21 protein-coding genes are annotated in these 23012 nt (G+C 53.5%); 9 read left to right on the top strand and 12 right to left on the bottom strand.

Annotation, left to right across the window (positions count from 1 at the left end):
• The first annotated feature begins 290 nt into the window (after positions 1-290).
• Both R0J87_RS16905 and R0J87_RS16900 read left to right on the top strand, forming a co-directional pair.
• Positions 291-536, top strand: a complete 246-nt coding sequence (locus tag R0J87_RS16905; RefSeq protein WP_498887644.1) for an EAL domain-containing protein — start codon at positions 291-293, stop codon at positions 534-536.
• Positions 537-786: 250 nt separating this feature from the next.
• The gene (locus tag R0J87_RS16900) at positions 787-2520 is read left to right on the top strand and encodes a PilZ domain-containing protein (protein ID WP_498887642.1); all 1734 of its coding nucleotides are present in this window, start codon (positions 787-789) and stop codon (positions 2518-2520) included.
• Positions 2521-2808: 288 nt separating this feature from the next.
• Here R0J87_RS16900 and R0J87_RS16895 read toward each other — a convergent pair whose 3' ends face one another.
• Entirely contained in the window at positions 2809-3312 is a 504-nt protein-coding gene (locus tag R0J87_RS16895) for a GNAT family N-acetyltransferase (RefSeq protein WP_498887640.1), read from the bottom strand.
• A 111-nt stretch (positions 3313-3423) separates the two neighbouring features.
• Here R0J87_RS16895 and R0J87_RS16890 point away from each other — a divergent pair, with 111 nt between their 5' ends.
• On the top strand, positions 3424-4056 hold the full coding sequence (locus tag R0J87_RS16890) for a LysE family translocator (protein ID WP_404344997.1): 633 nt from the start codon (positions 3424-3426) through the stop codon (positions 4054-4056).
• 9 nt (positions 4057-4065) lie between these two features.
• On the opposite strand, the gene R0J87_RS16885 is transcribed toward R0J87_RS16890, so the two are convergent.
• The 6 genes from R0J87_RS16885 to R0J87_RS16860 form a co-directional block, all read right to left on the bottom strand.
• Positions 4066-5058 (bottom strand): LLM class flavin-dependent oxidoreductase, encoded by a 993-nt coding sequence (locus R0J87_RS16885; protein WP_404344998.1) that lies wholly within the window; start codon positions 5056-5058, stop codon positions 4066-4068.
• 110 nt (positions 5059-5168) lie between these two features.
• Positions 5169-5855, bottom strand: coding sequence for an SDR family oxidoreductase (locus R0J87_RS16880; protein WP_404344999.1), 687 nt, complete (start codon positions 5853-5855; stop codon positions 5169-5171).
• Between the two features lie 72 nt (positions 5856-5927).
• Positions 5928-7199, bottom strand: a complete 1272-nt coding sequence (locus R0J87_RS16875) for a nitrate- and nitrite sensing domain-containing protein (RefSeq protein WP_498887638.1) — start codon at positions 7197-7199, stop codon at positions 5928-5930.
• A gap of 77 nt (positions 7200-7276) precedes the next feature.
• Complete coding sequence (locus R0J87_RS16870) at positions 7277-8629, bottom strand: MFS transporter (RefSeq protein ID WP_498887636.1); 1353 nt, start codon at positions 8627-8629, stop codon at positions 7277-7279.
• Positions 8630-8951: 322 nt separating this feature from the next.
• On the bottom strand, positions 8952-9971 hold the full coding sequence (locus R0J87_RS16865; protein WP_498887635.1) for a patatin-like phospholipase family protein: 1020 nt from the start codon (positions 9969-9971) through the stop codon (positions 8952-8954).
• Positions 9972-10056: 85 nt separating this feature from the next.
• The gene (locus R0J87_RS16860; protein WP_498887633.1) at positions 10057-11154 is read right to left on the bottom strand and encodes a CZB domain-containing protein; all 1098 of its coding nucleotides are present in this window, start codon (positions 11152-11154) and stop codon (positions 10057-10059) included.
• Here R0J87_RS16860 and R0J87_RS16855 point away from each other — a divergent pair.
• The gene (locus R0J87_RS16855) at positions 11153-11335 is read left to right on the top strand and encodes a hypothetical protein (RefSeq protein ID WP_498887631.1); all 183 of its coding nucleotides are present in this window, start codon (positions 11153-11155) and stop codon (positions 11333-11335) included. The genes R0J87_RS16860 and R0J87_RS16855 overlap by 2 nt on opposite strands.
• Here R0J87_RS16855 and R0J87_RS16850 read toward each other — a convergent pair.
• The gene (locus R0J87_RS16850; protein WP_498887630.1) at positions 11308-12051 is read right to left on the bottom strand and encodes a murein L,D-transpeptidase catalytic domain family protein; all 744 of its coding nucleotides are present in this window, start codon (positions 12049-12051) and stop codon (positions 11308-11310) included. The two genes, R0J87_RS16855 and R0J87_RS16850, sit on opposite strands and share 28 nt — an antisense overlap.
• Before the next feature lie 171 nt (positions 12052-12222).
• On the opposite strand from R0J87_RS16850, the gene R0J87_RS16845 reads away from it, so the two are divergent.
• Positions 12223-13860: a L,D-transpeptidase family protein gene (locus tag R0J87_RS16845; RefSeq protein ID WP_498887628.1), complete on the top strand. Its 1638-nt coding sequence runs from the start codon at positions 12223-12225 to the stop codon at positions 13858-13860.
• A gap of 107 nt (positions 13861-13967) precedes the next feature.
• On the opposite strand, the gene R0J87_RS16840 is transcribed toward R0J87_RS16845, so the two are convergent.
• Entirely contained in the window at positions 13968-15629 is a 1662-nt protein-coding gene (locus R0J87_RS16840) for a peptidoglycan DD-metalloendopeptidase family protein (protein ID WP_498887627.1), read from the bottom strand.
• A gap of 609 nt (positions 15630-16238) precedes the next feature.
• On the opposite strand from R0J87_RS16840, the gene R0J87_RS16835 reads away from it, so the two are divergent.
• Both R0J87_RS16835 and R0J87_RS16830 read left to right on the top strand, forming a co-directional pair.
• Positions 16239-17159: a LysR family transcriptional regulator gene (locus R0J87_RS16835; protein WP_404345008.1), complete on the top strand. Its 921-nt coding sequence runs from the start codon at positions 16239-16241 to the stop codon at positions 17157-17159.
• Between the two features lie 82 nt (positions 17160-17241).
• On the top strand, positions 17242-18240 hold the full coding sequence (locus R0J87_RS16830) for a glutathione S-transferase family protein (protein WP_498887626.1): 999 nt from the start codon (positions 17242-17244) through the stop codon (positions 18238-18240).
• A 108-nt stretch (positions 18241-18348) separates the two neighbouring features.
• Here R0J87_RS16830 and R0J87_RS16825 read toward each other — a convergent pair whose 3' ends face one another.
• Together R0J87_RS16825 and R0J87_RS16820 are read right to left on the bottom strand one after the other, a co-directional pair.
• The gene (locus R0J87_RS16825; RefSeq protein ID WP_404345010.1) at positions 18349-18831 is read right to left on the bottom strand and encodes a PRC-barrel domain-containing protein; all 483 of its coding nucleotides are present in this window, start codon (positions 18829-18831) and stop codon (positions 18349-18351) included.
• 127 nt (positions 18832-18958) lie between these two features.
• On the bottom strand, positions 18959-19156 hold the full coding sequence (locus tag R0J87_RS16820; RefSeq protein WP_311063109.1) for a CsbD family protein: 198 nt from the start codon (positions 19154-19156) through the stop codon (positions 18959-18961).
• Between the two features lie 521 nt (positions 19157-19677).
• Between R0J87_RS16820 and R0J87_RS16815 the strand changes: the two genes are divergently transcribed.
• Together R0J87_RS16815 and nfi are read left to right on the top strand one after the other, a co-directional pair.
• Positions 19678-21390, top strand: a complete 1713-nt coding sequence (locus tag R0J87_RS16815) for a DEAD/DEAH box helicase (RefSeq protein ID WP_498887624.1) — start codon at positions 19678-19680, stop codon at positions 21388-21390.
• Between the two features lie 139 nt (positions 21391-21529).
• A complete protein-coding gene (gene nfi, locus R0J87_RS16810) occupies positions 21530-22231 on the top strand; it encodes a deoxyribonuclease V (protein ID WP_498887623.1) in 702 nt (233 codons plus the stop codon).
• On the opposite strand, the gene R0J87_RS16805 is transcribed toward nfi, so the two are convergent.
• Complete coding sequence (locus R0J87_RS16805) at positions 22215-22925, bottom strand: glutamine amidotransferase (RefSeq protein WP_404345012.1); 711 nt, start codon at positions 22923-22925, stop codon at positions 22215-22217. The genes nfi and R0J87_RS16805 overlap by 17 nt on opposite strands.
• Positions 22926-23012 lie beyond the last annotated feature (87 nt).

Raw genomic sequence — 23012 nt, 5'->3', positions numbered from 1 at the left:
ACCAACCAAGCAGAAGCCAACTCTCTGTCAAAAATAAGAAACCTGCTCAATATGCAAGATGACAGCAATGAATTAATGCTTTTAGATGAAAGTGTTGCTGAATAACGTCATATTAATTAGCGATACTCTAAGCTCTTCAATCTACCGTGGCTATTAACGTAGTTTCAAAGCAGTTTGAGAATATTTAGCTTGCTCAACGCCTACTGGAAAAATATCGGCAATATGGAGTTAATTCAAGAAAAATATACATCGAATTAACGGAAAGTGGGTTTGTGGATGACCCAGAGTAGGTGGTTAATATCACTAGGCTGCTCAATGAGCATGAGCTTAGTTTGGCGGTTGATGACTTCGGTACGGGCTATTCAGCACTTTCTTATTTGAACCGTTTTTCAGTTAATAAGCTTAAGGTTGATATGTCTTTTATACAGAATATGCTTTGTGATGATAAGGCTTTCACATTAGTGGAACCGATCATTGCTATGGGTAGAAACCTTGGAATGTATACGCTTGCTGAAGGCGTGGAAACCGAAAAGTAAGCTATTGTGATACTCGGTATGGTATGTGATAGTGCTCAAGGGTGTTTTTATGGTAAGCCGCTTTCGGAAGAGGATTTTATCCAAAAGTGGTTGCTAGATGCTGGTGAGTAAATAGATTTTGGGGGGCTTAATTTCTTTAGCCATGGGTGTGCAAATGGTATTGCCCAACAAGGTGAGGTGAGAGTGTGTAACAGTTGTAATGGTTTAGATATATAGAAGTAATTGCATTTTGAAAAAGAGGTTAAATATCATGATGTCAAATAACAACTACGAGCTGCCTTCTGCTAAGGTGGTTCGCTCACTGCTTCAGCACGCTCACGAGCTGTCAATTTACGCAGATAATATGCCGACTCCGCTCATAGCAGAAGCGTCAGAGTTGGATCTATCTACAGGGCGTTTAGTGTTAGATGCCGAATACGCAGGGGTTAACATCGATGCTTATCTAACGAGAGGGAATATCAGTATCGATATTGAAACAGTAAAAGGACACCACGCCTTTGAGAGGGAAGCCTACGGGCTTGATAATATAACAGCTAAGATTTTAAAAACTGACTGCACTAATTATCAATTTGAGTGTCAGTTGCCAGAATCTATTTTTGTAATTGATGATAGGGGAGCAATGCGTATACCCTTTATTTTAGGTATGCATGCCCGTGTTAGCCTTGAGGTGTATACCCATGAATTGACTATCACGGGGCGAGTACGGAATTTATCGATGGGTGGCTGTCTCATTGATATTGATTTATCTGATAGCATTTCGCTGAGTGTTAATCAGAAAATTCCAGGCATCACCCTTGAGTTTCCTAATGGGGAGAGTTTCTATGCCGAAGGTGCCATCCGCCATATTCGCCCCTTCGGGCATCATGGCTACGCCGCGATAGGTCTGCAATTTATTTGTTTATCCCCGGCGCAATCAGAAGCGATATTTAAATATGTGACTGAGTCTGAACATGAGGCTGCTTACCGTACTGGAGTGAATGAAAAAATGGATTACCATTCCGCACTATTTATTCCAGGCGCAAAAGGGAAAAAGATTTTGCAGCGTGAAGCTTATGAGAGCGGAAAGCGCTCCCGTCAAACGCCTATGGAAAAAGGTGTGATCGATGTCGCTCATCAGCTACAGATTGGCTATATGTATATTAAAACGCATGAGGCCTTTCCTAGTAGCGTTTTTTACGATTGTGTTGATACATTGCTGTATCTCGTCAGGCAAGATCGGAAAGCATTACTGTATGCATTATCTTATTTAAGAAGTGAGTCTGAGTGGGTTAGGCATGCAGTGCAAGTGGCTTGTCAGCTAGCAGACATGATGTTAGCAAGAGATCCTTACGACCCAAAAGTTTGTGAAGCGATGTTGGGCTCTTTACTACATACGATGGGAAAGCCGCTGTTGATTAGCACGCAGTTGCCGTCATTGAAAATTAATATGAGCCCTCCTCAAAAAGCAATTTTAAAAGGCCATGTGAACGCCCTGTTAGGCAAGTTGGAAATGATTGGCTGGGTGCCTAGCCCTGTTTGCCAAGATGTTATTGAAAATGCTAATGAGCGCCTAGATGGCTCCGGATATCCACATAATAAATGGGAAGGTGAGTTGTCAGAGGTCATCCGCCTCGTGATGGTGATTAAAGCTATTAATATATTGATTAATGGGCGTAATGGAATGCCGGCAAGAGCGCCGCTAGATGCCTATCGTATTATTTACGATGCTGATATGAGTTATGATAAAACGGTCGTGGTTGAGTATATAAAAGTGTACGGACTTTATCCGATAGGTAGCTTAGTTAAGTTTTCAGGTGGTTTCCTTGCGTGGATAATGGATATTGATGGAAAGGGAATGCCCGCACAGGTTCAGGTTGTCAAGAATTTAAGATTTCCAGATGCTAATATCAACACTGCTATGAATAAGCAGGACATGCTTCAGATAGGTAAGCTAGAAGGCGTTGTAAATCCCAATGATTACGGTATGCCGGCTGTTAAAGCCTAATAAATATTAAACTCAAAGCGCTAATCATTGTAGCGCTTTGTCAGCAGCCTTTTAGCTGTGTTTTAAATACCTGGCGTAATACATGGCCGTATCAAAAGGCTTCCCACTCGGGAGTGGCTGATAGCCGAGAAGAAGGAGTCGCTGCTAATGGAGCAGAGTAGGCCGTATTAAACGTTTGCTGAACGGCCAGCGAAATTTGGCTTGCTTGCTGCAGCTGTGCTGCGCTTAATGTTTGAATTCAGGATACTCGGCAAGCCAAGGGCCTGCCGATGAAAAGAATCCTGCTGCTTAATGATGAACGAGCGACTTGTACATCACGTGAGTGCCTATTTCACCAAGCGAAGCGTGTCGGTACGCATTAGGTACCGTTCCGACAACGCTAAAGCCAAGCCGCTTCCATAGCGCGACAGCGACTTGGTTGCTGGCGACTACCGCATTGAACTGCATCGCTTTAAAACCATGTTGGCGTGCTTGCTCCTGTGAGTGCTCGCACATGGCCCGCGCGACCCCTTTGCCACGTGCCTTTGGCGTTACCATATAGCCGCAGTTACATACATGGCTGCCGGGGCCGGCAGCGTTGGCTTTTAAGTAGTAGCTGCCCAGCAACTGCCCTTGTTCATCTTTCACCGCTAAGCTCTGTAGTGGTGTCTTACACCACAGTGAAAAAGCATCGTCATAGGTAATGTTGGGGTCTATCGCGTAGGTTTCCTGGGCGGCTACAATAGTTTGAAACGTCGGCCAGAAAAGCGCGAATTCTTCTGCTGTCATCGGTGAAAACTGAAGGGTGGGCATGCGGTCTTTTCCGTTTATGAAGACATACGCTACGTTAGCATATTCTGATGCGGCTTAAGGCAGTCGGCATCATTGCCGATTTACTAAACGGATGATCTAGAGAGCCCGGCCATGACCATCGAGAGTGCTGTTACCTATTTCTTTGCCATCTTTGTCTTTGCGGTGACACCTGGTCCAGGCATTTTTGCCCTCTTAGCAAAAGGGATGTCGGCAGGCACTCGCCCTTGCATTCCACTGGCGCTGGGTATGACGGCCAGTGATGTGATTTACCTTTTGCTAGCGTTCTATGGCCTAGCGGCACTGGCGGAAAATTGGGGAGAAGCCTTTACGCTGCTGCGCTACGCGGGGGCGGCCTACCTGTTTTATTTAGGGTGGAAAATGTGGACGGCTGAGGTCTCAGATTACACGCTAGCGCCTATCCAGCAGGGTGGCGGCGGATTATCAAAGGATGCGCTCAAAGGCTTTATCCAGGGCTTCTTGATCTCAGCCTCTAACCCAAAAGTGATTCTGTTCTATATCGCGTTTTTACCGACCTTTATAGATCTCACCGTGCTCAATCGCAGTGATATGTTCCTTGTAGTGGGCTTAACACTGGTGGGGTTGATGATGGGCTTAATGCTAGTGGCTTCGTTCGCTTCATCGGCCCGTCGCTTCTTTCAATCAGAGCGTGCTCAAAAGGGCACCAACCGTACCGCAGGCTCGCTGATGGTAGCGGCAGGTGCCTTTCTTATCGCGAAAGGGTAAGGAGGGGGCTTAACGAGCGGCTTGTGCGACGATCTCATAGCTGCGCAGCCGATCCGCGTGGCTATAAAAGTCGCTATTAATCATGAGCTCGTTGGCACCTGTACGCGCTTGAAACTCCTCTAACTGTGCCTTCACCGTTTCTGGGCCGCCAATAATAGCGGCACCCAAAAACTGTTCTACCTGGGCGCGCTCCATGGGTGACCAGTCCAACGTATCTGTAGGTGGCAGTGACTGGGTAGGTTTGCCGCGAATCAGGTTCAAGAATTTCTGCTGTGCGGTACTGGCTAAATAGTGTGCCATCTCATCACTTTCGGCCGCCATCACGGGCATCCCCACCATGGCATAAGGGCTCTTTAAGTGCTCGGATGGCCGGAAGTTATCACGGTATAGGCGTAATGCTTCGTATAGGTAGCCAGGCGCGAACTGAGCAGCAAACGCAAAGGGTAGACCCAGTTTAGCGGCTAGCTGTGCACTGTAGCCGCTGGAGCCTAGTAGCCAAATAGGTACATGGGTGCCTTGGCCTGGTACGGCTTTTACAGTTTGGCGCGGATCTGCGTCATCTAAATATTGGCGCAGCTCTGCTAACAGTTCTGGGAAATCATCGACCCCGGCGTGGGCATGGCGGCGCATAGCGCGCATCGTGGCGCCATCAGAGCCAGGTGCACGCCCAAGGCCAAGATCAATGCGGCCTGGGTAGAGGGTTTCCAGCGTGCCAAACTGTTCTGCAATCACCAGCGGTGGGTGGTTGGGCAGCATAATACCGCCGCTACCTACACGAATCGTGGACGTTTGACCGGCCACATGGCCAATCAGTACGGACGTTGCCGCGCTGGCAATGCCGGCAATGTTGTGATGCTCGGCTAACCAGTAGCGCTGGTAACCCAGTGACTCTGCGTGTTGTGCTAACGAGACGCTGTCACGAAACGTTTCAGCAGCACTACCGCCTTGGCGGATGGGCGCAAGGTCCAGTACAGAGAGGGCGGTCGTCGCAAGTTGGCTCATAAATCACCTGATAAACATGCATGGGCGGCGCGCTATATTGTTAGCACGCTTCATAATGCTGCGTTTATGCGGGCAGTGTCGAGCAAATGCAAGCCGTGGATAGTGCGAAGTTACTCTTTGGGAGGCGTCGGGCGTATCAGAATTTCGTTCACATCCACATGCGGTGGCTGTGATAGCGCATAGACAACTGCGTTAGCGATATCGCGATCTTCCAAAGCGTACTCGGGCGGTTCATCAAAGAAGGGCGTGTCGACCATGCCAGGCTCAATCAGCGTGACTCGCATACCGGTGCCGCGTAACTCTTCGCGAAGGTTATAGCCAATGCCCGTCACTGCCCACTTAGTGGCGCTATACATAGAGCCTGGAATGGTTGTGCGGCCAGCAGCAGAGCCTGTCAGCAATACATGTCCTTGGCGACGTTTTAGCTCTGGGAGGCAGGCTTGCAGCGTAAGGCCAACGCCGTAGATATTGGTAAGAATCATCTCCCGCCACGCATCGTGATCAGCGCTGCTAAAACCACCCGGCGAGCCTCCCCGCCCTGCGTTAGCAAAGACCGCATCAATACGGCCAAATGTCTCAAGCGCATGTTCAACCATCGCTTTCTGCTGGCTGAGCTCGGTGACGTCTACTTCGCAGGTAAGAACGTTTTCTGGACCAAGCTCCTGAGCAAGCGATGTCAGCTTATCGGCAGAGCGCGCGGCGAGTATTAGTTTGTAGCCTTCGCGGGCCGCTGCGCGCGCGGTGGCGGCCCCAATGCCGCTAGAAGCACCGGTAATTAGTAGAACGCGGTCATGCATGGTGGGCTCTCCTTGCTCATTACTTATGGTGCTTTCAGCATGGCTAAAACCTAATAAGGTTGCAAATTGGGCTCAGTGCTGCTGTTTTTCGTCTTTTCGTTGCAGCATGGCCGAGAGGTCAAGAATCGACTGCGCCATATCGGCCATGCTTTTGCTTTGATCCATCGAGGTTTTACGTAGAAAGCGGTAGGCCTCCTCCTCACTCATGGATTGGTGAGCCATGATTAACCCTTTTGCTCGCTCAATCAGCTTGCGTTCACGCAGCGCTTTTCGCGTGTTTTCAAGTTCATCGCTTAAACCTTGCAAGCGGCTAGATTGCGCATGGGTAAGCTCAAGCAGCGAGCGGCTAAGCGGGGAGTTGAGCGCGCTAGCGGTTAAATCCCCGAGCGGCTGTGAGGGTGTGAGGGCTAATAACTGTTCGCAGGGCGCGGGTAACGGTTTTTCCGGTGTGGCCTTGGCCTGTTCTAACGCAGCCTGTGCCTGGGCTATTTTTTGGTGGCAAAGGGCCGTTAATTGGGTATTCAGCGTGTCTTCCACTGTTTTAATCGTATCAATGCGCAGGGTCGTGAGTTCATACCAGGTTTCGCCCAGCGTATTGCCTGAGGCAGTTTGGTGGTGCGAGCGCTGGCAGGCAATATCACGCAGTTGGCAGATACCTGCCAATGTCCGGGGTGACAGCGATTGATGCCAAGCAAACAAAGCTTCAGGGGTGGCAAATTCTGCAAAGGTGTTAAAGCAGCGCTGCTGGGTATCAACCAGCTGATTGAGCAGCGTACGGTGCGCTTGATCAAAGTGGCCCAGCGTAAAGCCGAAGGCTCCGCAGGCGCGCTCTTGCCCAGCGAGCTCTTTGCCTTGCATCAGGTGAAAAATAGCCACAAGGGCACGGGTAATATCTGGGTCGACCGCCGTGTCGGCGGCTTCGAAAACAATCGCTAATAAGCAGCTAATTAAGTGGTTAAACGCCTGAGTCGCCGCATCTGGTGAGATATCAAACGTGTCGATGGCCTGGCGTAGTACGCTTAGCTCATCCAATGCCAGCCACACGGCGGCAATGCGGCGCAGTAAGCGTGCGGTTGCCTGCGGGCGTGCCTCTTGGCTCAGTGCTTCCAAGCGCTGGCGCATGGAGGCTTCGGCTGTTTGGCTATGTTGAAGGTAGGTGATGCGTCGGGTTTTAAAGCGTTTGCCTTTAGAGGCCAAGTAAATGGTCGAGGCTCCCCGTTCACGTTGCAGCACGTGAATAAACTGGCTGATATCGCTGACGATATCTGCCGTGGTCGCTAAATGGTGAAGATTATCAATGTCGCAGCGCAGGGCGGTGAAGAGCAGCTGTTGAGCAGAAGACATAGAGATTTCCTTATTACTCGCCGCCAAAAGTGAAAGCCCCCACAGCGACGCGCATGCGGGGGCGGTGTTAATTAATATTAGCGTAATGAGAGCGCGCCTGCTCCTGTGTCGTCGCCCACGGCTTCACGGTATGCGTTAGCTTCCTCGGCTTCGGTGGCATCACTGAAGCGAACAAGCAACACGCAAGAGGCGAGTACCAGAACAGTTAAGCCCAAGTAAAAAAGGCCTTGCTGATAGCTGAGGTTTTCGCTGCGAAATAGGAAGGCCGCTGAGACGGCGCCCACGTTACCGCCAGCGCCCACAATACCAGCGACTGCCCCTAACGCTTTCTTGTTGATAAAGGGCACCACGCCAAAAGTGGCCCCTTCGGCCATTTGAACGAATAAGCTAAACACCAGCATGATACCAATCGCTAAGCTGAGAACGTGCATTTGGGAGAAAGCGACAAGCGCAATGCCTTCACATACCAGAGCGGTAAAGAGCCAGCGCACGCGTCCTTTAAGCCCGCCCTGTTTGGCAAATAGGTCAGAGAATACGCCGCCCAAAGTGCGGGCGAAAATGTTCATCAAGCCAAACAGTCCCGCAATCAAACCAGCCGTGGCAAGCGTAAGGTCAAACTTATCAAAAAAGTAGATCGCGGCAATGTTGTTAATGGTTAGTTCGACGCCAAAACACAGCCCGTACACCACAAACAGTGCCCACACGCGGATATCCTTCGCGGCTGCCAAAAAGCTTTGGGCAGCACCGTGCTCTCCGGTAGCGGGCGGCAGTTCACCGCGGGCGCGCAGCTCGCTGAAGTTGCCATTAGGGGCATCTTGGGTGAACAGCCAGTAAGCGATGCCGGTAAAGAACAGCACAATGCCCGGTACTACCATGGCCAGACGCCAGCCAAGCGCTTCGTTGACGCCGAGCATCAGCATCCCGGCAAAAATCAGCGGCATGACGATTTGAGTGGTGCCGCCCCCAAGGTTGCCCCAGCCCGCGCTGGTGGCGTTGGCGGTGCCGACCACGTTAGGCGCAAACATCATGGTGGTGTGGTATTGGGTAATCACAAACGACGCGCCAATAGCGCCAATGGCCAGGCGTGCCAATAAAAACGTTTCAAAACTATCGGCTAAGCCAATGCCCATCACGGGAATAGACCCCAGTACTAGCAACCCAGTGTAGGTTTTGCGCGGGCCAATGCGGTCACATAGCACGCCAATCAGCAGGCGCACGATCACGGTAATGGCCACTGAAGCAATGATCGTGTTGCCGATTTGGATTTGGGTCAGGGCGAGGTCTTCCCGCACTACTGCCATAAGCGGGGCGATGCCAAACCAGCCGAAAAAGCAGATATGAAATGCAAACCAGGAGAGATGAAACGCACGCATTTGCGGCGTAGAGAAATTGAGCAACCGAATACGGTTGGCTTTGTTGCGAATATCCATGGGTGGCCTCACAAAAGCATCGAACGAGTTTGTCGAGACACAGCGCGTCAGACGCTGTGCAATTACGAGAACGTGCCTTCATCGTTGAAGGTCAGGTTCGACGCACTCGTACCCTCATGGGCCTGGTCCACGCCTATCACCATTGTTAAAAAATAAGCAAATACTCCGCCATTGATATTTTAAATTACTTAAAACAGTAGGTTAGGATTTTTTTAATGCCGTAGAATTTTACCGTTTAGCTTGCAATGGGCGAGCATCGCACTCTGCCTGGGCAGCGTGCGATAAGCGTGCGCTAAGTTGGGGCACTGCGCGAGAGGGGGCGTTACTCGTGGAGGTAGACCGCGTCGATATCCAAGGTGGAGTGTTCACCAATGGCATCAAAGTGGGCTAACAGCCACTGCTCGGCCGCTTCTCGGCCCTGGTCAAATAGGTGGCACAGAAACGGCCACTCGGAGTTGAGCTTACTCGAGACCGATAAACTATCGAGGGCTTGGTCGCCGCTAATACGATGAAACAGCGCCTGTTGGTAGCAGTTCTCAATCCCTTGCTCTTCCAAGGCGTGTTTTAGCAGCGCAATCATACGCACTTCTTTAATTAGCGCGGCGTTAAAGGTGATTTCGTTGAGGCGGTTCATAATGGCCGATGCAGAGGTGGGAAGCTCCTCGCGGCTGATGGGGTTAATTTGCACCAGCAGAATATCCCGAGCGCTGCACTCTTCCATCAACGGGAAAAGAGCCGGGTTACCCATATAGCCCCCATCCCAATAGGCTTCGCCATCGATTTCCACCGCTTGGAACATAAACGGCAGGCAGGCTGACGCCATCACGGCATCCACGCTCATCTCTTCACGGCGAAACACACGCTGTTTACCGGTACGCACGTTGGTGGCCGCCACAAACAGCTTAAGCTGATCGCATTGGCGAACGCGCTCAAAGTCGATGTGGGCGGCGACAATATCGCGTAAAGGATTCAAATTGAGGGGGTTAAGCTGATAAGGCGACACCAGCCGGGTCATCAAGTCCATGGCGATATAGCCCGGAGAGTGGTCCAAGCTCCAGTTGCCGGTGAGCACATCCATCGGTGAGCGGCGGATAGGGCTTGCCATCCCCGCGCGGCTCACTGCCTGCCAGAAATTATGCAGCGCTTTACGGGCAGCTTGTTTACCGCCTCGCGTGAGAGCATCGGCCACTACAACGCCGTTCATCGCACCGGCACTTGTGCCGCTGATGCCCTCAATCTCGATGCGGTCATCTTCTAAAAGGCGGTCAATGACCCCCCACGTATACGCACCGTGGGCACCGCCGCCCTGTAGCGCGAGGTCTAGCTTTTTTACCGGTGCCATGATTATCCCTACCGTCTACGTTTTAAGTGCCTTTAGCATGGCATAAATAGCGCATTACGGAAGGTATGGCGTGATCTCGTCTGTTTTAAGGGGCGTCTGCCAGCGGTGAAGACCGCGTGTGGGGCAGCGGAATGTCATACACCGCGTGCTCCACTAAGCGATCCAACTGCTTGGCGAGCGCGACGCTGGCCTCTTCCATCAGCGCTAAAGAAGCTAGTTGGCCGGTATGATCACCCTGGCGTGCGTAGCGCAGGGCATCAAGCCCACTCTCATGAAAGCGACGGTGCGGCACGGCAAGCGCTCGGTAGGCATCGCTCTGTTTATAACGCAGCCCTTCTCCCGTTAAATACCATCGGCCAAGTGTGCAATGTTGATGATCCGTTAACGGCTCATCCAGCGAGGCCGACAGCAACTGATGATAGAGGCGGCTTTTCCACACGGCGTGTTCCAGCTTGGTTGCATGTAAACACGCCGTTGTGGTGCTGTGATGAATCACCTTGTACATATGCCTGGCCTGATCGGTGAGTTGCTCAATCACCTGCTCCGCTTCTTGGGCGGCGCTGGCTAGCGCAGAAGCCGTTGCGCGCTGATGGGCCAGTACACGGGCATCCTCTTTTAATAATGACGCCGTTTGCTCTACCCAGTGCTCCAACTGTTGGCCCAGTTGCTGGGTATGATCCGCCAGATGCTGGATATCTTGCACCACCGCCGATAAGCCAGAGGGCTCTTCATGGGAGTGCGCGGCTTCAAGGGCCGTGCTCATCGCAAGCGCTCTGGTATGCCCCGCCGTGCGAGCGAGTTCAACGCTGACATGGCGCAACTCACTCAGCGCTTTGTCACAGGCGAGGGGTGCCGCGTAATGGGTATCGGCCTGCTGATGACGCTGGACGTGTTGGTGGATGCTTTGAGCCACTTTTTCCGCGTGATGCAAGCGCGTGAAAAGATCCGCTAACGTGGCCCGTTCACTGGCGAGCTGCTCGGCATGCTGTTCTGCACCGGCGCTGAGTGAATTGAGCATATCCGAGCCTTTGGCCTGGAGCATACTGATCGACTCTATCGGCGTCATGAGGCTGATGGTGCGGCAGCCATGAGCGCGTTTTTCCTCAGCCAACTGAGAGAGCAGCTCAGCGATTTGTAGCTCTAAACGACGAATCGTTTGATAGGGATGAATAAAGGCAAACATGGCGGATACCTTCAGTGGCAAAGTGCTTTGTGATGTTTTGTCGGAAAGTATTGCAGAAAGTTTCTATGCTTGCCTTGGAAGAGTAGCGCTAGTTGATGAAAATCAGTCTGTTGCTGCTAGAGAAAAGGAGCGCCGCCATACCGTGTGGCTGCTTTATTTCATCGGAGCGTATTCCATTTGAGCTACGTGCATCGGCGAAGCGCCGGGGCAGCGTAGATAAGCAGAGGTTGCCAGCCACTCCTCATCGGGATAGTAGGCAAACACATACTGGTCCTCTTTGAGGCTATCGATCAATGGGTAGGTAATGTCTTCACGTACGGCGGGGCAGCCATGACTGCGGCCAAGGCGGCCGGTTTGGGCGATAAAGTCATCGCTGACATAGTCGGCCCCATGAATCACTATCGCGCGTTCAAACGCTAAGTCATTGACGTCTTGCTCTAGCCCGTCCAGGCGCAGCGAATAGCCATTGCGGCCATAGTAGCTGTTCATGGTTCGAAACAGGCCAATGCTGGATTGGTGGCTGTCAGGCGTATTGGAAAACGCTTCGGCCATCGCATCGCCAGAGCCTTGTCCGTGCGACACCAGTTCCTCAAACAGCAGCTTATGTTGGTGAAGATCAAACACCCACATGCGCGGCTCTGTTGAAGGAAGCGAGTAATCAATCACCGCCAGTCGCTCGGCGGAAGGGTCTGCGCAGCTGAGTGCCTGGGCAGCAAGACGCAGTGCTTGCGGAGTTGCTCCTGGTGCTAACTGCAGAAGCTGGTGGTGTAGGGGGGAAATCCCCGTAGGCGGGGCGGCCGCCACCTGGGAGAAAAAACTAGCGGCTTGAAGCGGATAAGAAAACAATACGATGGGTAAAGAAAACAGTACAGTAGTCATGCGTGCGCGAAAAAGCATGGGGCGTAATCCTGCCTAGAGTGACTAAAAGAGTCATTACATAGAGTCATCACGAATAAACGTAAGCGGCTATGATAAAAAAACGCGTTTCGGTACGGGAACACTGAAACGACGTTAAGCAAAAAGAGTGAAGCCACATTACAACGCTGCATAGTAACGCAAGGAGAGGCGATGAACGACAATCAGCCACTAAGACGATGGGCGATAGGGGCAGCGCTCAGTCTAACGCTGACCTGCCCGCTACTGGTCACCGCAAACGAGCCTGCTAGCACAGCCGTGCAGCAAGCACTGGCGCTGCGTATTCAACAGCGTGGAGAGACGTTGCCTGTCGCCACGTTTTACGAATTGCGGCACGGTGAGCCCGCTTGGCAGAGCAGTGCACGTGTTGAAGCGTTGATAGGCGCTCTGAATAGCCTAGTGGAGGACGGGTTAACCCCTTCCGATTATCAAGCGGCGTCGCTGATGGAGGATTTCCAGCTTAGCCAGCAGCTAGATGACCAGGCGAAGGCGGACTTCGATGTACGCGCCACGCGTTCGCTGCTGCTAGCGCTTGATCACCTATCTCTCGGTAAAGTAAATCCAAAAGACGTTGAGCCAGACTGGGATCTGCCTCGCCCTGAGCGCAGCTACGCATTACCAAGAGTGGTGCAAGCAGTGGAGGAGGGCGATGTACAAAAGGCGCTAACGGTGGCTCGCCCTGCATCTGCTGAATATGCCCAACTGCGCGAAGCGCTGGCCCACTATCGTCGATTAGCAGAGCAGGGCAGCGTGCCATACTTGGCCGGGCGTGATGAGTCGCTGCGACCTGGTGATAGTGGGGATGATGTACAAACGCTTCGCCAGCGTTTAACGCTGTGGGGGGAGCCCAACCTGTTGGCAGCAGATAGCAGTGCTTACCCCATGATCGGGGCGCTATCAGCCAGCGGAGATCGGCGCACTTTTGATCGTGAGGTCGAGCGGGCGGTAATGCGTTTTCAGCGGCGCCATCAGTTACAAGAAGATGGGGTGGTAGGCGAGCGCACGCGGCTGGCGCTGAATATGCCGGTGGCGGCGCGGGTTGATCAACTACGAGTGAATTTGGAGCGGGCCCGGTGGATTAGGCCTTCGCAGCAGCGGGAGCCGTCCGTTTGGGTCGATATCGCAGGTTTCCGCTTGCACTATATTCGTCCTAACGGTGAGCGCTGGGGTACCCGTGTAGTTGTAGGTTCCCCAAGCCGTGAAACGCCGATTATTCACTCCTCTATCAGTCATTTAACGATCAACCCGAGCTGGACAATTCCGCCCACGATCATGCGTGAAGACGTGTTGCCACGGGTGCGCCAGGATGTCGACTATCTGACGCGCCAGAATATTCAGGTCGTCAGCCTATCCGGTGAAACGCTTGATGCTGAAACGATTGATTGGCAGCGCCCTGGTGGGGTGATGCTTCGTCAGGTAGCGGGCAGCAGCAATCCCTTGGGGCGTGTGGTCGTTCGCTTTCCTAATAACGATATGATCTACCTACACGATACCCCGGCCAAAGGGCTGTTTCAGCGCGACCAAAGGGCACTAAGCTCAGGCTGCGTTCGGGTGGAGGGCGTCACGGAGTTTGCGCAGCTGCTGCTGCAGGACAGCGGTAGCCGCTATCAACTGAGTGCGTTGCTCAATAGTGGCGGTAGCGACCGCAACATTAACTTGCCGACGCGCATTCCTGTAGCGCTCCATTATTTGACCGCCTGGCCTGATAGCGAGGGAGACGTTGTCTTCAGAGAAGACATTTACCGCCGCGATGCGGCCCTGCTCGCCGCGCTCTCAACGGGTACCGCGTAACCTCGCGGTGAATGATCGGATATGACGCTTCGGAACACGCAAGCAGAGACAAAAAAGCCGCCTCAATGTGAGGCGGTTTTTTACGTGAAGGCGGTTAAGAAGAGCGGTTACTGAACGCTCTCGCTACCCTCATCTTCACTCTGGTAGTTCGCGACACTGATCGTGCCGGTTTCGCCGCTTTCAAGTGCTGCCAGCATGGGCTCTGCCTGACGCTGGAACGCGACCAGCGTGTCGCCACTGAGGCTCGTGTTTTCCGGTAACTCGACGGTCATCGCGTTCACAGGCGTGTTGTTCACAATGACTTCGTAGTGCAGGTGAGGCCCCGTGCTGCGACCAGTGTTGCCCGAAAGGGCAATTCGCTCGCCCATGGTGACCCGATCGCCCTGGCTGACCAGCGGCTGGGAGAGGTGTAGGTAGCGAGTGCGGTAGCCGTTATCATGGCGCACAACAATATAGCGCCCCGCCGCATGGTGGTTACTCACGCGTTCTACGCGGCCATTGGCCGGGGCGGTGATCGGTGTGCCAATCGGCATCGCAAAGTCGGTGCCATTATGTGGGCTAACACGGCCAGTGACCGGATGCAGTCGACGCGGATTGAAGTTAGAGCTTAGACGGTAGCTGCCTTCAAAGGGGCGGCGCGCAAAGGCGGGGTCTAGGCTGCTGCCGGTGGGCGTGTAGAAGTTATCATCGGTGGCGTTGCGGACCACGGTGAGATCCATGCGCTCGCCGTCGTATTTAACCGCTAAGACGCGTGAGTCGAGCGTCTCGCCATCGATCATGTCGGACTCAACTAAGACCTGAAACTGATCCCCCCGGCGGCTGTCGCGACGGAAATCCAGCTTCTTTTCCAGCAGGCGGGTTAATTCAGTCACTGAACTGCTGCTTAAGCCGGTCGCCTGTGCCGAGCGAGCGAAACTACCGCTAACGCTACCTGCGTAAAGGCGCTGTACAGGCTCGCCCTGACGTTCAATGGTGGTAATCGCATAATGGTCTGTGTCGCGCTCAAGCAGTATCCCGTCACGCGTGTTATTCATCATGCGCAATGCCAGCAGGCGGCCGTCTTCATCTAACTGATAGTCAAAGCTGTGGCCTGCACGCCAGTGAGTGAGCATGCGCGGGTCAGGCAGGTCTTCCAGCAGTGCTAACACTTCGCTGTAACCCAGCCCTAGCTCATTTTGCGCTAGAACGGCAAACGTCTCGCCTGATTCAACGATGTGTGTTTCCCACTCAGGCACAAATGGCTCTTCTGCAGCCAGCTCAAGTTCTAGGAAAGAGACATCGTCGTAAAGCTCAACGCCATAATCTTCGTAGGAAGTGGCATCAGCGATTTCGACGGAATCGTCGACATTGAGCATGCCGCTTGTAAGAGTGCCCACCACAATCGCCATATGTAGTGCGCCATCATCCAGTTCAGCCATGGGCTGTGTGTCAGTGGCGAGCGAAGCTTCAGCGCTGGTGATCAGGTCGAGATCTACAATCTCGGAGGCCGTTAATTCACTTAAGGGGATATTTTCGCGGGTGGCGTCGAGCGCACGGGAGGCACGGTCGATCGCTTCTGCTACAGGCGTTCGCTCTTGACGAAGCGAAGGGACGCCGGGTGCAGAATCGCTAGGCAGCGGAACGAGCACGCTCTCTAGCGGAGTTTGCGGTTGGTTCAGATCATTATAGGTCGTGATTAGCTTTTGTGCGCCCAGCACAGTGACCATGGTGGCCACAGGTAACAGTAATAATTTATGTGTGCGGGGCAGCGAATGAAGGATTCGCAACATGGGTAAATGGGCCACCGAGTTCGTGAAATAAAAAGTAACTTGAAAGTAAGCAAACTCGGGAACCATACCCCATGGAGCTAGGGGTGAACAGACTGTATATCTATACACAAAAAATACTTCCGCCTAAATACGGAAATATTGGGCACGCTTTTAAATTCATGAACGCTGTTTGCTAACAAAGGTAACGAGCAATGGTCGACGTATTGCTCTGCTTCCGATGGCGTACCTAACCTCACCATAGAGGTAAATTAAGTCTTGTGACAGCAAAATATAACGTACGTCTAATTAAAGCAGGTTTTAACCGTCTAATCAGTGGATAAGAAGATCTCTCATACGTCCATAACCCCGGTTAATCAGTGGCAGCCCCAAAGTCAAATGAGCAGGCTAAGTCAGGGGTATATCTCGCGTAGCCGCTAATATTAGTTTTGTAATTTTTTGTGTTTTGTCGTTATTTTGAGTGTCTTTTAGACAGGATGGCTCATTTAGCAGGCTGATATTTAAACGGATGTCGTCAACAAACAAGTACTCGGTGCTATTTCCTGGCATTCTAGTGGTGTTTTTTCGAAGATAAAGCGGACAATTTCGCTGTAAAGCGTCGAGGAAATCGAAATGTCTCGGGTAACACTTGCGCAGTGGCAGATGTTGGCTGCCGTGGTGGATCACGGCGGATTCGCACGGGCGGCAGAGGCGATCCATAAAAGCCCCTCAACGCTTAACCATGCGGTGCATAAATTAGAAGAGCAGTTGGGTATTCAGGTGCTTGAACCTGTCGGACGGCAGGTTCGCTTAACCGAAGCGGGGGAGCTTCTGCTTCGCCGTGCTCGCCAGTTGATAGAGAGCGCCGCGTCGTTAGAAGATGTGGCATCGCGGTTAGCTGCAGGGTTAGAAGCGGAAGTGGTGGTGGCCATCGACCAAATTTTTCCCGCCGCAGCTCAGGCGAAAGCGCTGGAGCGTTTCTCTGAAACTTTCCCACAAGTCCGTGTGCAGTTGCACGAGAGCGTGCTTAACGGTGGCACTGAAATGCTTTACGACGGCCGGGCTGACCTTGTCATCTCGGGCATCGAAGCCCAGGGGTTTCTGGGTGAGCCGCTGGTGAATGTGCGCTTTGTGGCGGTCGCGCATCCACGCCATGCGCTGCACCAACTAGGGCGCTCGTTGGATTTACGCGACTTGGCGCAGCATCGACAGTTAGTGGTGCGAGACTCGGCACTGCGCCAATCTACCAACGCAGGCTGGTTAAAAGCCGAGCAGCGCTGGACGGTTGGGCATGTGAGTACCTCGCTGGATATGCTGCTGCGGGGGCTAGGGTTTGCCTGGATACCGGAAACTCGTATTGTCGATGAGCTGGCCAGTGGGCAGTTGAAACCGCTGCCGCTAAGCGCAGGGGGCATTCGTGAAGTGCCGGTGCAATTGATCTTCCGTGACCGTGACCGCGCAGGCCCAGCAGCCCATGCGATGGCAGCAGCATTAAAGCGGGCAGTTAAAGAGGTATGCGAGCAACGTTCGATTCCCTCGAATGAACAGCCGTAAAACATGCGCTTGAGCCTGAACCCGTGGGGGGTATGCTGAACGTCAATCACACCTTTGATACGTTCGATATAGGAGACGCTCCATGGGACTGCTTGTAGACGGTAAGTGGGTTGATCAGTGGTACGACACCAAAAAACATGGCGGTGAGTTTGTACGTGAGTCCGCGCAACTGCGCGACTGGGTAGGCGGTAGCGAGGAAGCGCAAGGCGACAGTTACCCCGCTGAGGCAGACCGCTACCACCTTTATGTATCGCTCGCCTGCCCCTGGGCTCACCGAGCGCTGATTATGCGCAAGCTGAAAGGGCTAGAGCCGCTAATCGGCACGTCCCACGTAAGCCCGCTGATGTTGGGTAACGGTTGGACCTATCATCAAAGCGAAGGCGCCAGCGGCGACCCCATTAATCACGCTGAGTTTCACCATCAGCTCTATACCATGACCGATCCGACCTACACCGGGCGGGTAACGGTACCGGTGCTGTGGGATAAACAGCGCAGCGCCATCATTAATAACGAATCTGCTGACTTGCTGCGTATTTTTAACGTGGCCTTCGATGAGTTGACCGGAAACGACCTGGACTTCTATCCGGAAGACTTGCGTGGCGTGATTGACGAAGTGAACGACGACGTTTACGAGCATATTAACAACGGCGTCTACAAATCAGGGTTTGCCACCGAACAGAAAGTGTATGAGAAGCATGTCACCGCGCTGTTTGAGGCGCTGGAGCGCGTTGAAAAACGCCTGTCAGAGCATCGCTACCTAGCAGGAGAGTGGCTGACTGAGGCAGATATTCGTCTCTTTACCACGCTTATTCGCTTTGACGCGGTTTATTATGGCCACTTCAAATGCAACTTTAAGCGCATTGAGGATTATCCGAATCTCTCCAACTATGTGCGCGAGCTTTACCAGTGGCCGGGTGTAGCAGAAACCGTCAATATGGATCATATTAAACGCCACTACTATTACAGCCATGACACCATCAACCCGACGCGTATCGTACCGGCAGGCCCACAGCTAGACTTTATGCGCCCCCATGATCGTGAACGTTTGCCGGGGCAGGGGATACGCCGTCACAGCCGTTAAAATACTTGTGTAAACACGCTAGGCAGTGATCAGACATACGGAAATACGAAAGGGCCACTTGTTTAGGTGGCCCTTTCAATGGTGACTGCTTATGAGCAGCGGGGCGTTTTACTCGTTGGTATCAACCGCTTCACGGGTAGACTGCCAAGCGCTTTGTGCACCCTCTTTAGTGGTTTGCCAAGCGTCTTGGGCATTGGCTTTCGTCTGTTCCCACCAATCGCGATCATAAGTGGGGAACGACTCGATTTCTTCTGCAGTGGCCTCCAGCATGATGCGGTGCTCGGTGTCGCCATCGCTTTCAGTGTGTGTCTCAAGCGTGAAGTTGTCGGTGCCAACCACAATCTCGCGACCGCCTAAACCAAGAACCGCGCCACTTTCAACGACAAGTGCGGAAATACGCATCTCTTCATCAAACAGGATATCGTCTACTTCGCCGATCTCTTCACCTGAGCCATCAGCAAAGAACACCTCTGCATCAAGAATATCATCGGCAGCGTACATGCCCTGAGGCTCTGTTTGCGCTTGAACGCCAAAAGCCATTCCGCTCAGCAGGGCCGTCGTAATCGCAGTTGTGAGAATTGATTTATGCATAGCTTCTCTCCATGTGGCTATATAAATGTGGCTGTATAAAGGGTGTATCTGCCGCTATCCATCATATGAGATAAATGTACCGCTCATAGATACAGTGTGACGGCTTTATAGAATTGGCGTGGTGGCCTTAAAGTCCGTTCGCCCAATCATCGGCGCGGCGCTCGGCCTCTTCTCGTTCGAGGCCATATTTCTGCTGCAGCTTGCCAACCAACTGATCTTTCTTGCCGCCAATTTGGGTCAGCTCATCGTCCGTTAGCTCACCCCAGCTAGCGCGGGCTTTACCCTTCATTTCTGTCCAGCTGCCTTCAATTTGATCCCAGTTCATGTGCATCACTCCTTGAAGTTCGTGAACGTCATCAGGCACCTCTCAGGTTAGACGACATAGTCACAAGTGCAAGTTTGAGTATTGATATGGGTTAAATTAAAAATACTGGTCAGAACCCATTTGCGGTGTTAGGATGCGCCCTCCTCGCATGTGTTGACCCCTCCATCATGACGATAAACGTTCTTCGCTGGCGCTGAGCAACTACAGCCACGCTAAGCAGAAACGTTTGCGGGAACATCTCACCAGTTGCAGATGTTCATTGCTGTGAAGATGGCGCGCCTCCAGCATTTCACCAAACGGGTGAAATCGGCGCAGAAGGTCGCCACAGCGGTTAGCCCGCAGTTGCGGTATTGCTAACCGAATGCTAGGTGCGACCGGCGTCTCCGACTCCACTGATGACGATATCCGCTATGCGGAACCTTGTTCTTTTGTTGCGCACCGTTACGCGCATCATAAAACTAAGAGTCAGAGACGCTTACGATGCTTTTTGCCGGTACAGCCGGCCTACCAAGGTGTGATTAATGACCTCGACTTCTGTCGCTTCGCCGAGCTTCGGCGAACTTGCTCTGTTGCCTGCCGTTCTCGCTGCTGTTGAAGCACAAGGCTACGAAATTCCTTCGCCCATCCAAGCGCAGACCATCCCTGCGTTACTGGAAGGCCGCGATATGCTGGGCCAAGCACAAACCGGCACCGGCAAAACTGCTGCATTTGCACTGCCATTATTATCGCGTTTAGAACTGTCTCGTCGCGAGCCTCAAGTGCTGGTGATGGCGCCGACCCGTGAGCTTGCTCAGCAGGTAGCGGCATCATTCAGCAAATATGGCCAAAACCTTAAGGGTCTTGAAGTTGCGATCCTGTGTGGTGGCCAAGAATACCGTGAACAGCTCGGCGCGTTAAAGCGCGGTGCCCAAGTGATTGTGGGTACACCTGGCCGTATTATCGATCACCTTGATCGCGGCAGCCTGAAGTTAGACGGCCTGTCTGCGCTGGTGCTTGACGAAGCCGACGAAATGCTGCGCATGGGCTTTATCGACGACGTAAAACGCGTGGTCGCCGATACCCCTAAAGATGCACAGCGTGTGTTCTTCTCAGCGACACTGCCGACTGAAATTGAGCGCATCGTTAACCGTTATTTGGTTAACCCAGTGAAAGTGGCGATTGAATCGCGCACCACCACTGGCGAGAACATCGAACAGCGCATTGTACGCGTTGACGGTGGCGCTAAGCTTGAAGCCGTGGCACGTATTCTTGAAGTCGAGCCGGTCGATGCCGCGATCGTCTTCGTACGTACCCGTGCTGCCTGTACCACACTGGTCGAGCAGCTAACGGCGCGTGGCGTGAACGCTGCTGGCCTATCGGGTGACCTGGATCAGAGCCTGCGTGAGCGCACCATTACCCGCTTGAAGCGTGGCAAAGTGGACGTGCTGATTGCAACCGACGTTGCTGCTCGTGGTCTTGACGTTCCGCGTATCACGCACGTTATCAACTACGACCTGCCCCAAGATGCTGAAGCCTACACCCACCGTATCGGTCGTACGGGTCGTGCGGGCCGTAGCGGCATCGCGATTACTTTTGCTGGCTTCCGTGAAGGCCGCAAAGTGGGCTGGATGGAGCAGGCAACCGGTCAGAAAATGACCGAAATGCCGCTGCCTGACGAAGCCGCTATTCGTGCTCACCGCGACAACGTCTTCCATCACCGTGTCGTAGCGGCACTGACCAAAGGCGCAGAAGAGCAGCGTGCTCTGGTTGAGCGCTTAGTGGAAGAGGGTCACGATGCGGTTGAGCTGGCCTGTGCATTTGCTGCCATGGCTCGTGCTGATGAAGCGCCGATTGGCCGTCTGCAGGCTCCGCGTAAAGAGAAGCCCATGCGTGATGGTGCACCGGGCAAGCCGGCTGGCGCTCGTCGCGAACGCTCCAGCGCGCCTAGCGAAGGCATGACTCGCTACCGCGTTTCCGTTGGTCATAAAGACGGCGTGAAGCCGGGTCAACTGGTTGGCGCACTGGCGAATGAAGGCGGTATTGAAGGTGCGCGTATCGGTCGTATCGATATCCGTAACGCTTTCTCGGTCGTTGAACTGCCCAGTGGCCTGCCTTCCACGATTCTGGCGAAAATGGCGCGTGCACGTGTTGCCGGCCGCCCGCTAGAAATTAGTGAAGATAGCGCTCCTGAGCGCGCACCACGTCGCCGCCGTGACGATGGCGACGCACCGGTTCGCCGCCGCGAACGTGCGTAACTCAGCCTTGGGCGTTAACAACGCCTAACGTTTGAGTCACGTCCATCCCCCTATGCCACTGGCCTTGTGCCAACTGGCGTAGGGGGATTTTTTTTGGCTACGCTATAGCTAGTCATTGGACGAGTCACAAGGAGTACGCATGGACGCTGCACTGCATGAATGGAATCTTTCCCCTAAGCAGGCGATTGCTCTGCAGTCACAGCTCGCCCAGCAGTTAGAGAGCCGTGACCGTATCGACCCGGTGACGTATATCGCAGGGGTAGACATTGGCTTTGAAGAGGGCGGTGCGGTGACACGGGCGGCAGTGGTGGTGCTGAAGTGGTTGCCAGAAGAGGCTCCGCATCTACCGGTGGTCGAGCAAGTGGTTCATCGCGAGTCCACCCGTATGCCCTATATCCCTGGTTTGCTGTCGTTCCGTGAAATCCCTGCCGCGCTGGGCGCGTTTGCCAAGCTCAAGACTCAGCCACAGCTAGTGATGGTGGATGGCCAAGGCATTGCCCATCCTCGGAGGTTGGGCGTAGCAGCGCATTTGGGGCTATGGCTTGATTTACCCACCATTGGCATTGCTAAGTCACGGTTAACGGGTAAGCATGCAGAGGTTGGTGAAGTGCGGGGCGATTGGGTGCCGCTCATGGCTCAGCAAGAAGTGATTGGCGCGGTACTGCGCTCGCGCAAGAACGTAAAGCCCGTGTTTGTCTCGCCTGGGCATCGACTCACGCTTGCAACGTCGCTTGAGTGGGTGATGCGCTGCCTGGGACCCACCAAACTCCCCGAGCCGACCCGCTTGGCGGATCGGCTGGCATCACGTCGAGACCAGAAGCGGGTTACAGAAACCCGATAAAACGCTGCAACAGGCTGGAAGCTTCGGGCGTATCGCTGATCGCGCTGATGAGCTGGTCGGGGTCATCGCCTTGGTCACGCAGGGCGGCCCGCTGGCGTTCAATGTAGGCGCGCATGACGGGAGGTGAAAACTCGGGGTGAAACTGCACGCTCCACTGACGTGGCCCGTAGCGCAGCGCTTGATGCGCATCGTGGCAATTATGGGCCAGCACCGTTGTGCCATGGGGCAGCTGCATGACCGACTGGGCATGCGTGAGGTGCGCCGAAAATTGGCTAGGCAGCTGGCTGAACAATGCATCCTGATGGCCTGCCTGGGTTAAGCGCACCGCCCGTGTACCTGATTCTCGCCCAGCAGGGTGGTAGTCGCTAATACCGCCAAATGCCGCCGCCATCAGCTGATGGCCATAGCAAACGCCCAGCAGTGGCAGATCATCGGCGAGTGCCTGCTGTAGCCAAGGTTTGAGTGCTTCACTCCACGGAGGCTGTTCGCTCACCATGCTATGGGAGCCGGTAATCACGGCACCGGCGATATCCGCCGGAGGCGTGGCAGTCAGTCGGGCATCCCATACGCTTAAGGTTAAGTGGGCAGGCAGCGCATCGCTTAGGCGTTGGATAAACAGCTGTTCAAAATCACCGTGTTGGTCGACCACTTCAGGGAAGGCGTCACCGGTTTTAATAATGACTAAAGAGGCCATGGCATACTCGTTGTCGTGTCGCGGCGGAGGGATAGCCGAATCAGGTCATTCCACTGTAAGCTGAAACGTCTCACACTGTGACTGTTT

The organism is Halomonas sp. SIMBA_159 (genome assembly GCF_046536035.1).
Classification (GTDB): Bacteria; Pseudomonadota; Gammaproteobacteria; order Pseudomonadales; family Halomonadaceae; genus Vreelandella; species Vreelandella venusta_A.
Note: the sequence above shows the minus strand (reverse complement) of the source record. Positions and strands in the feature narration are given on the sequence as shown.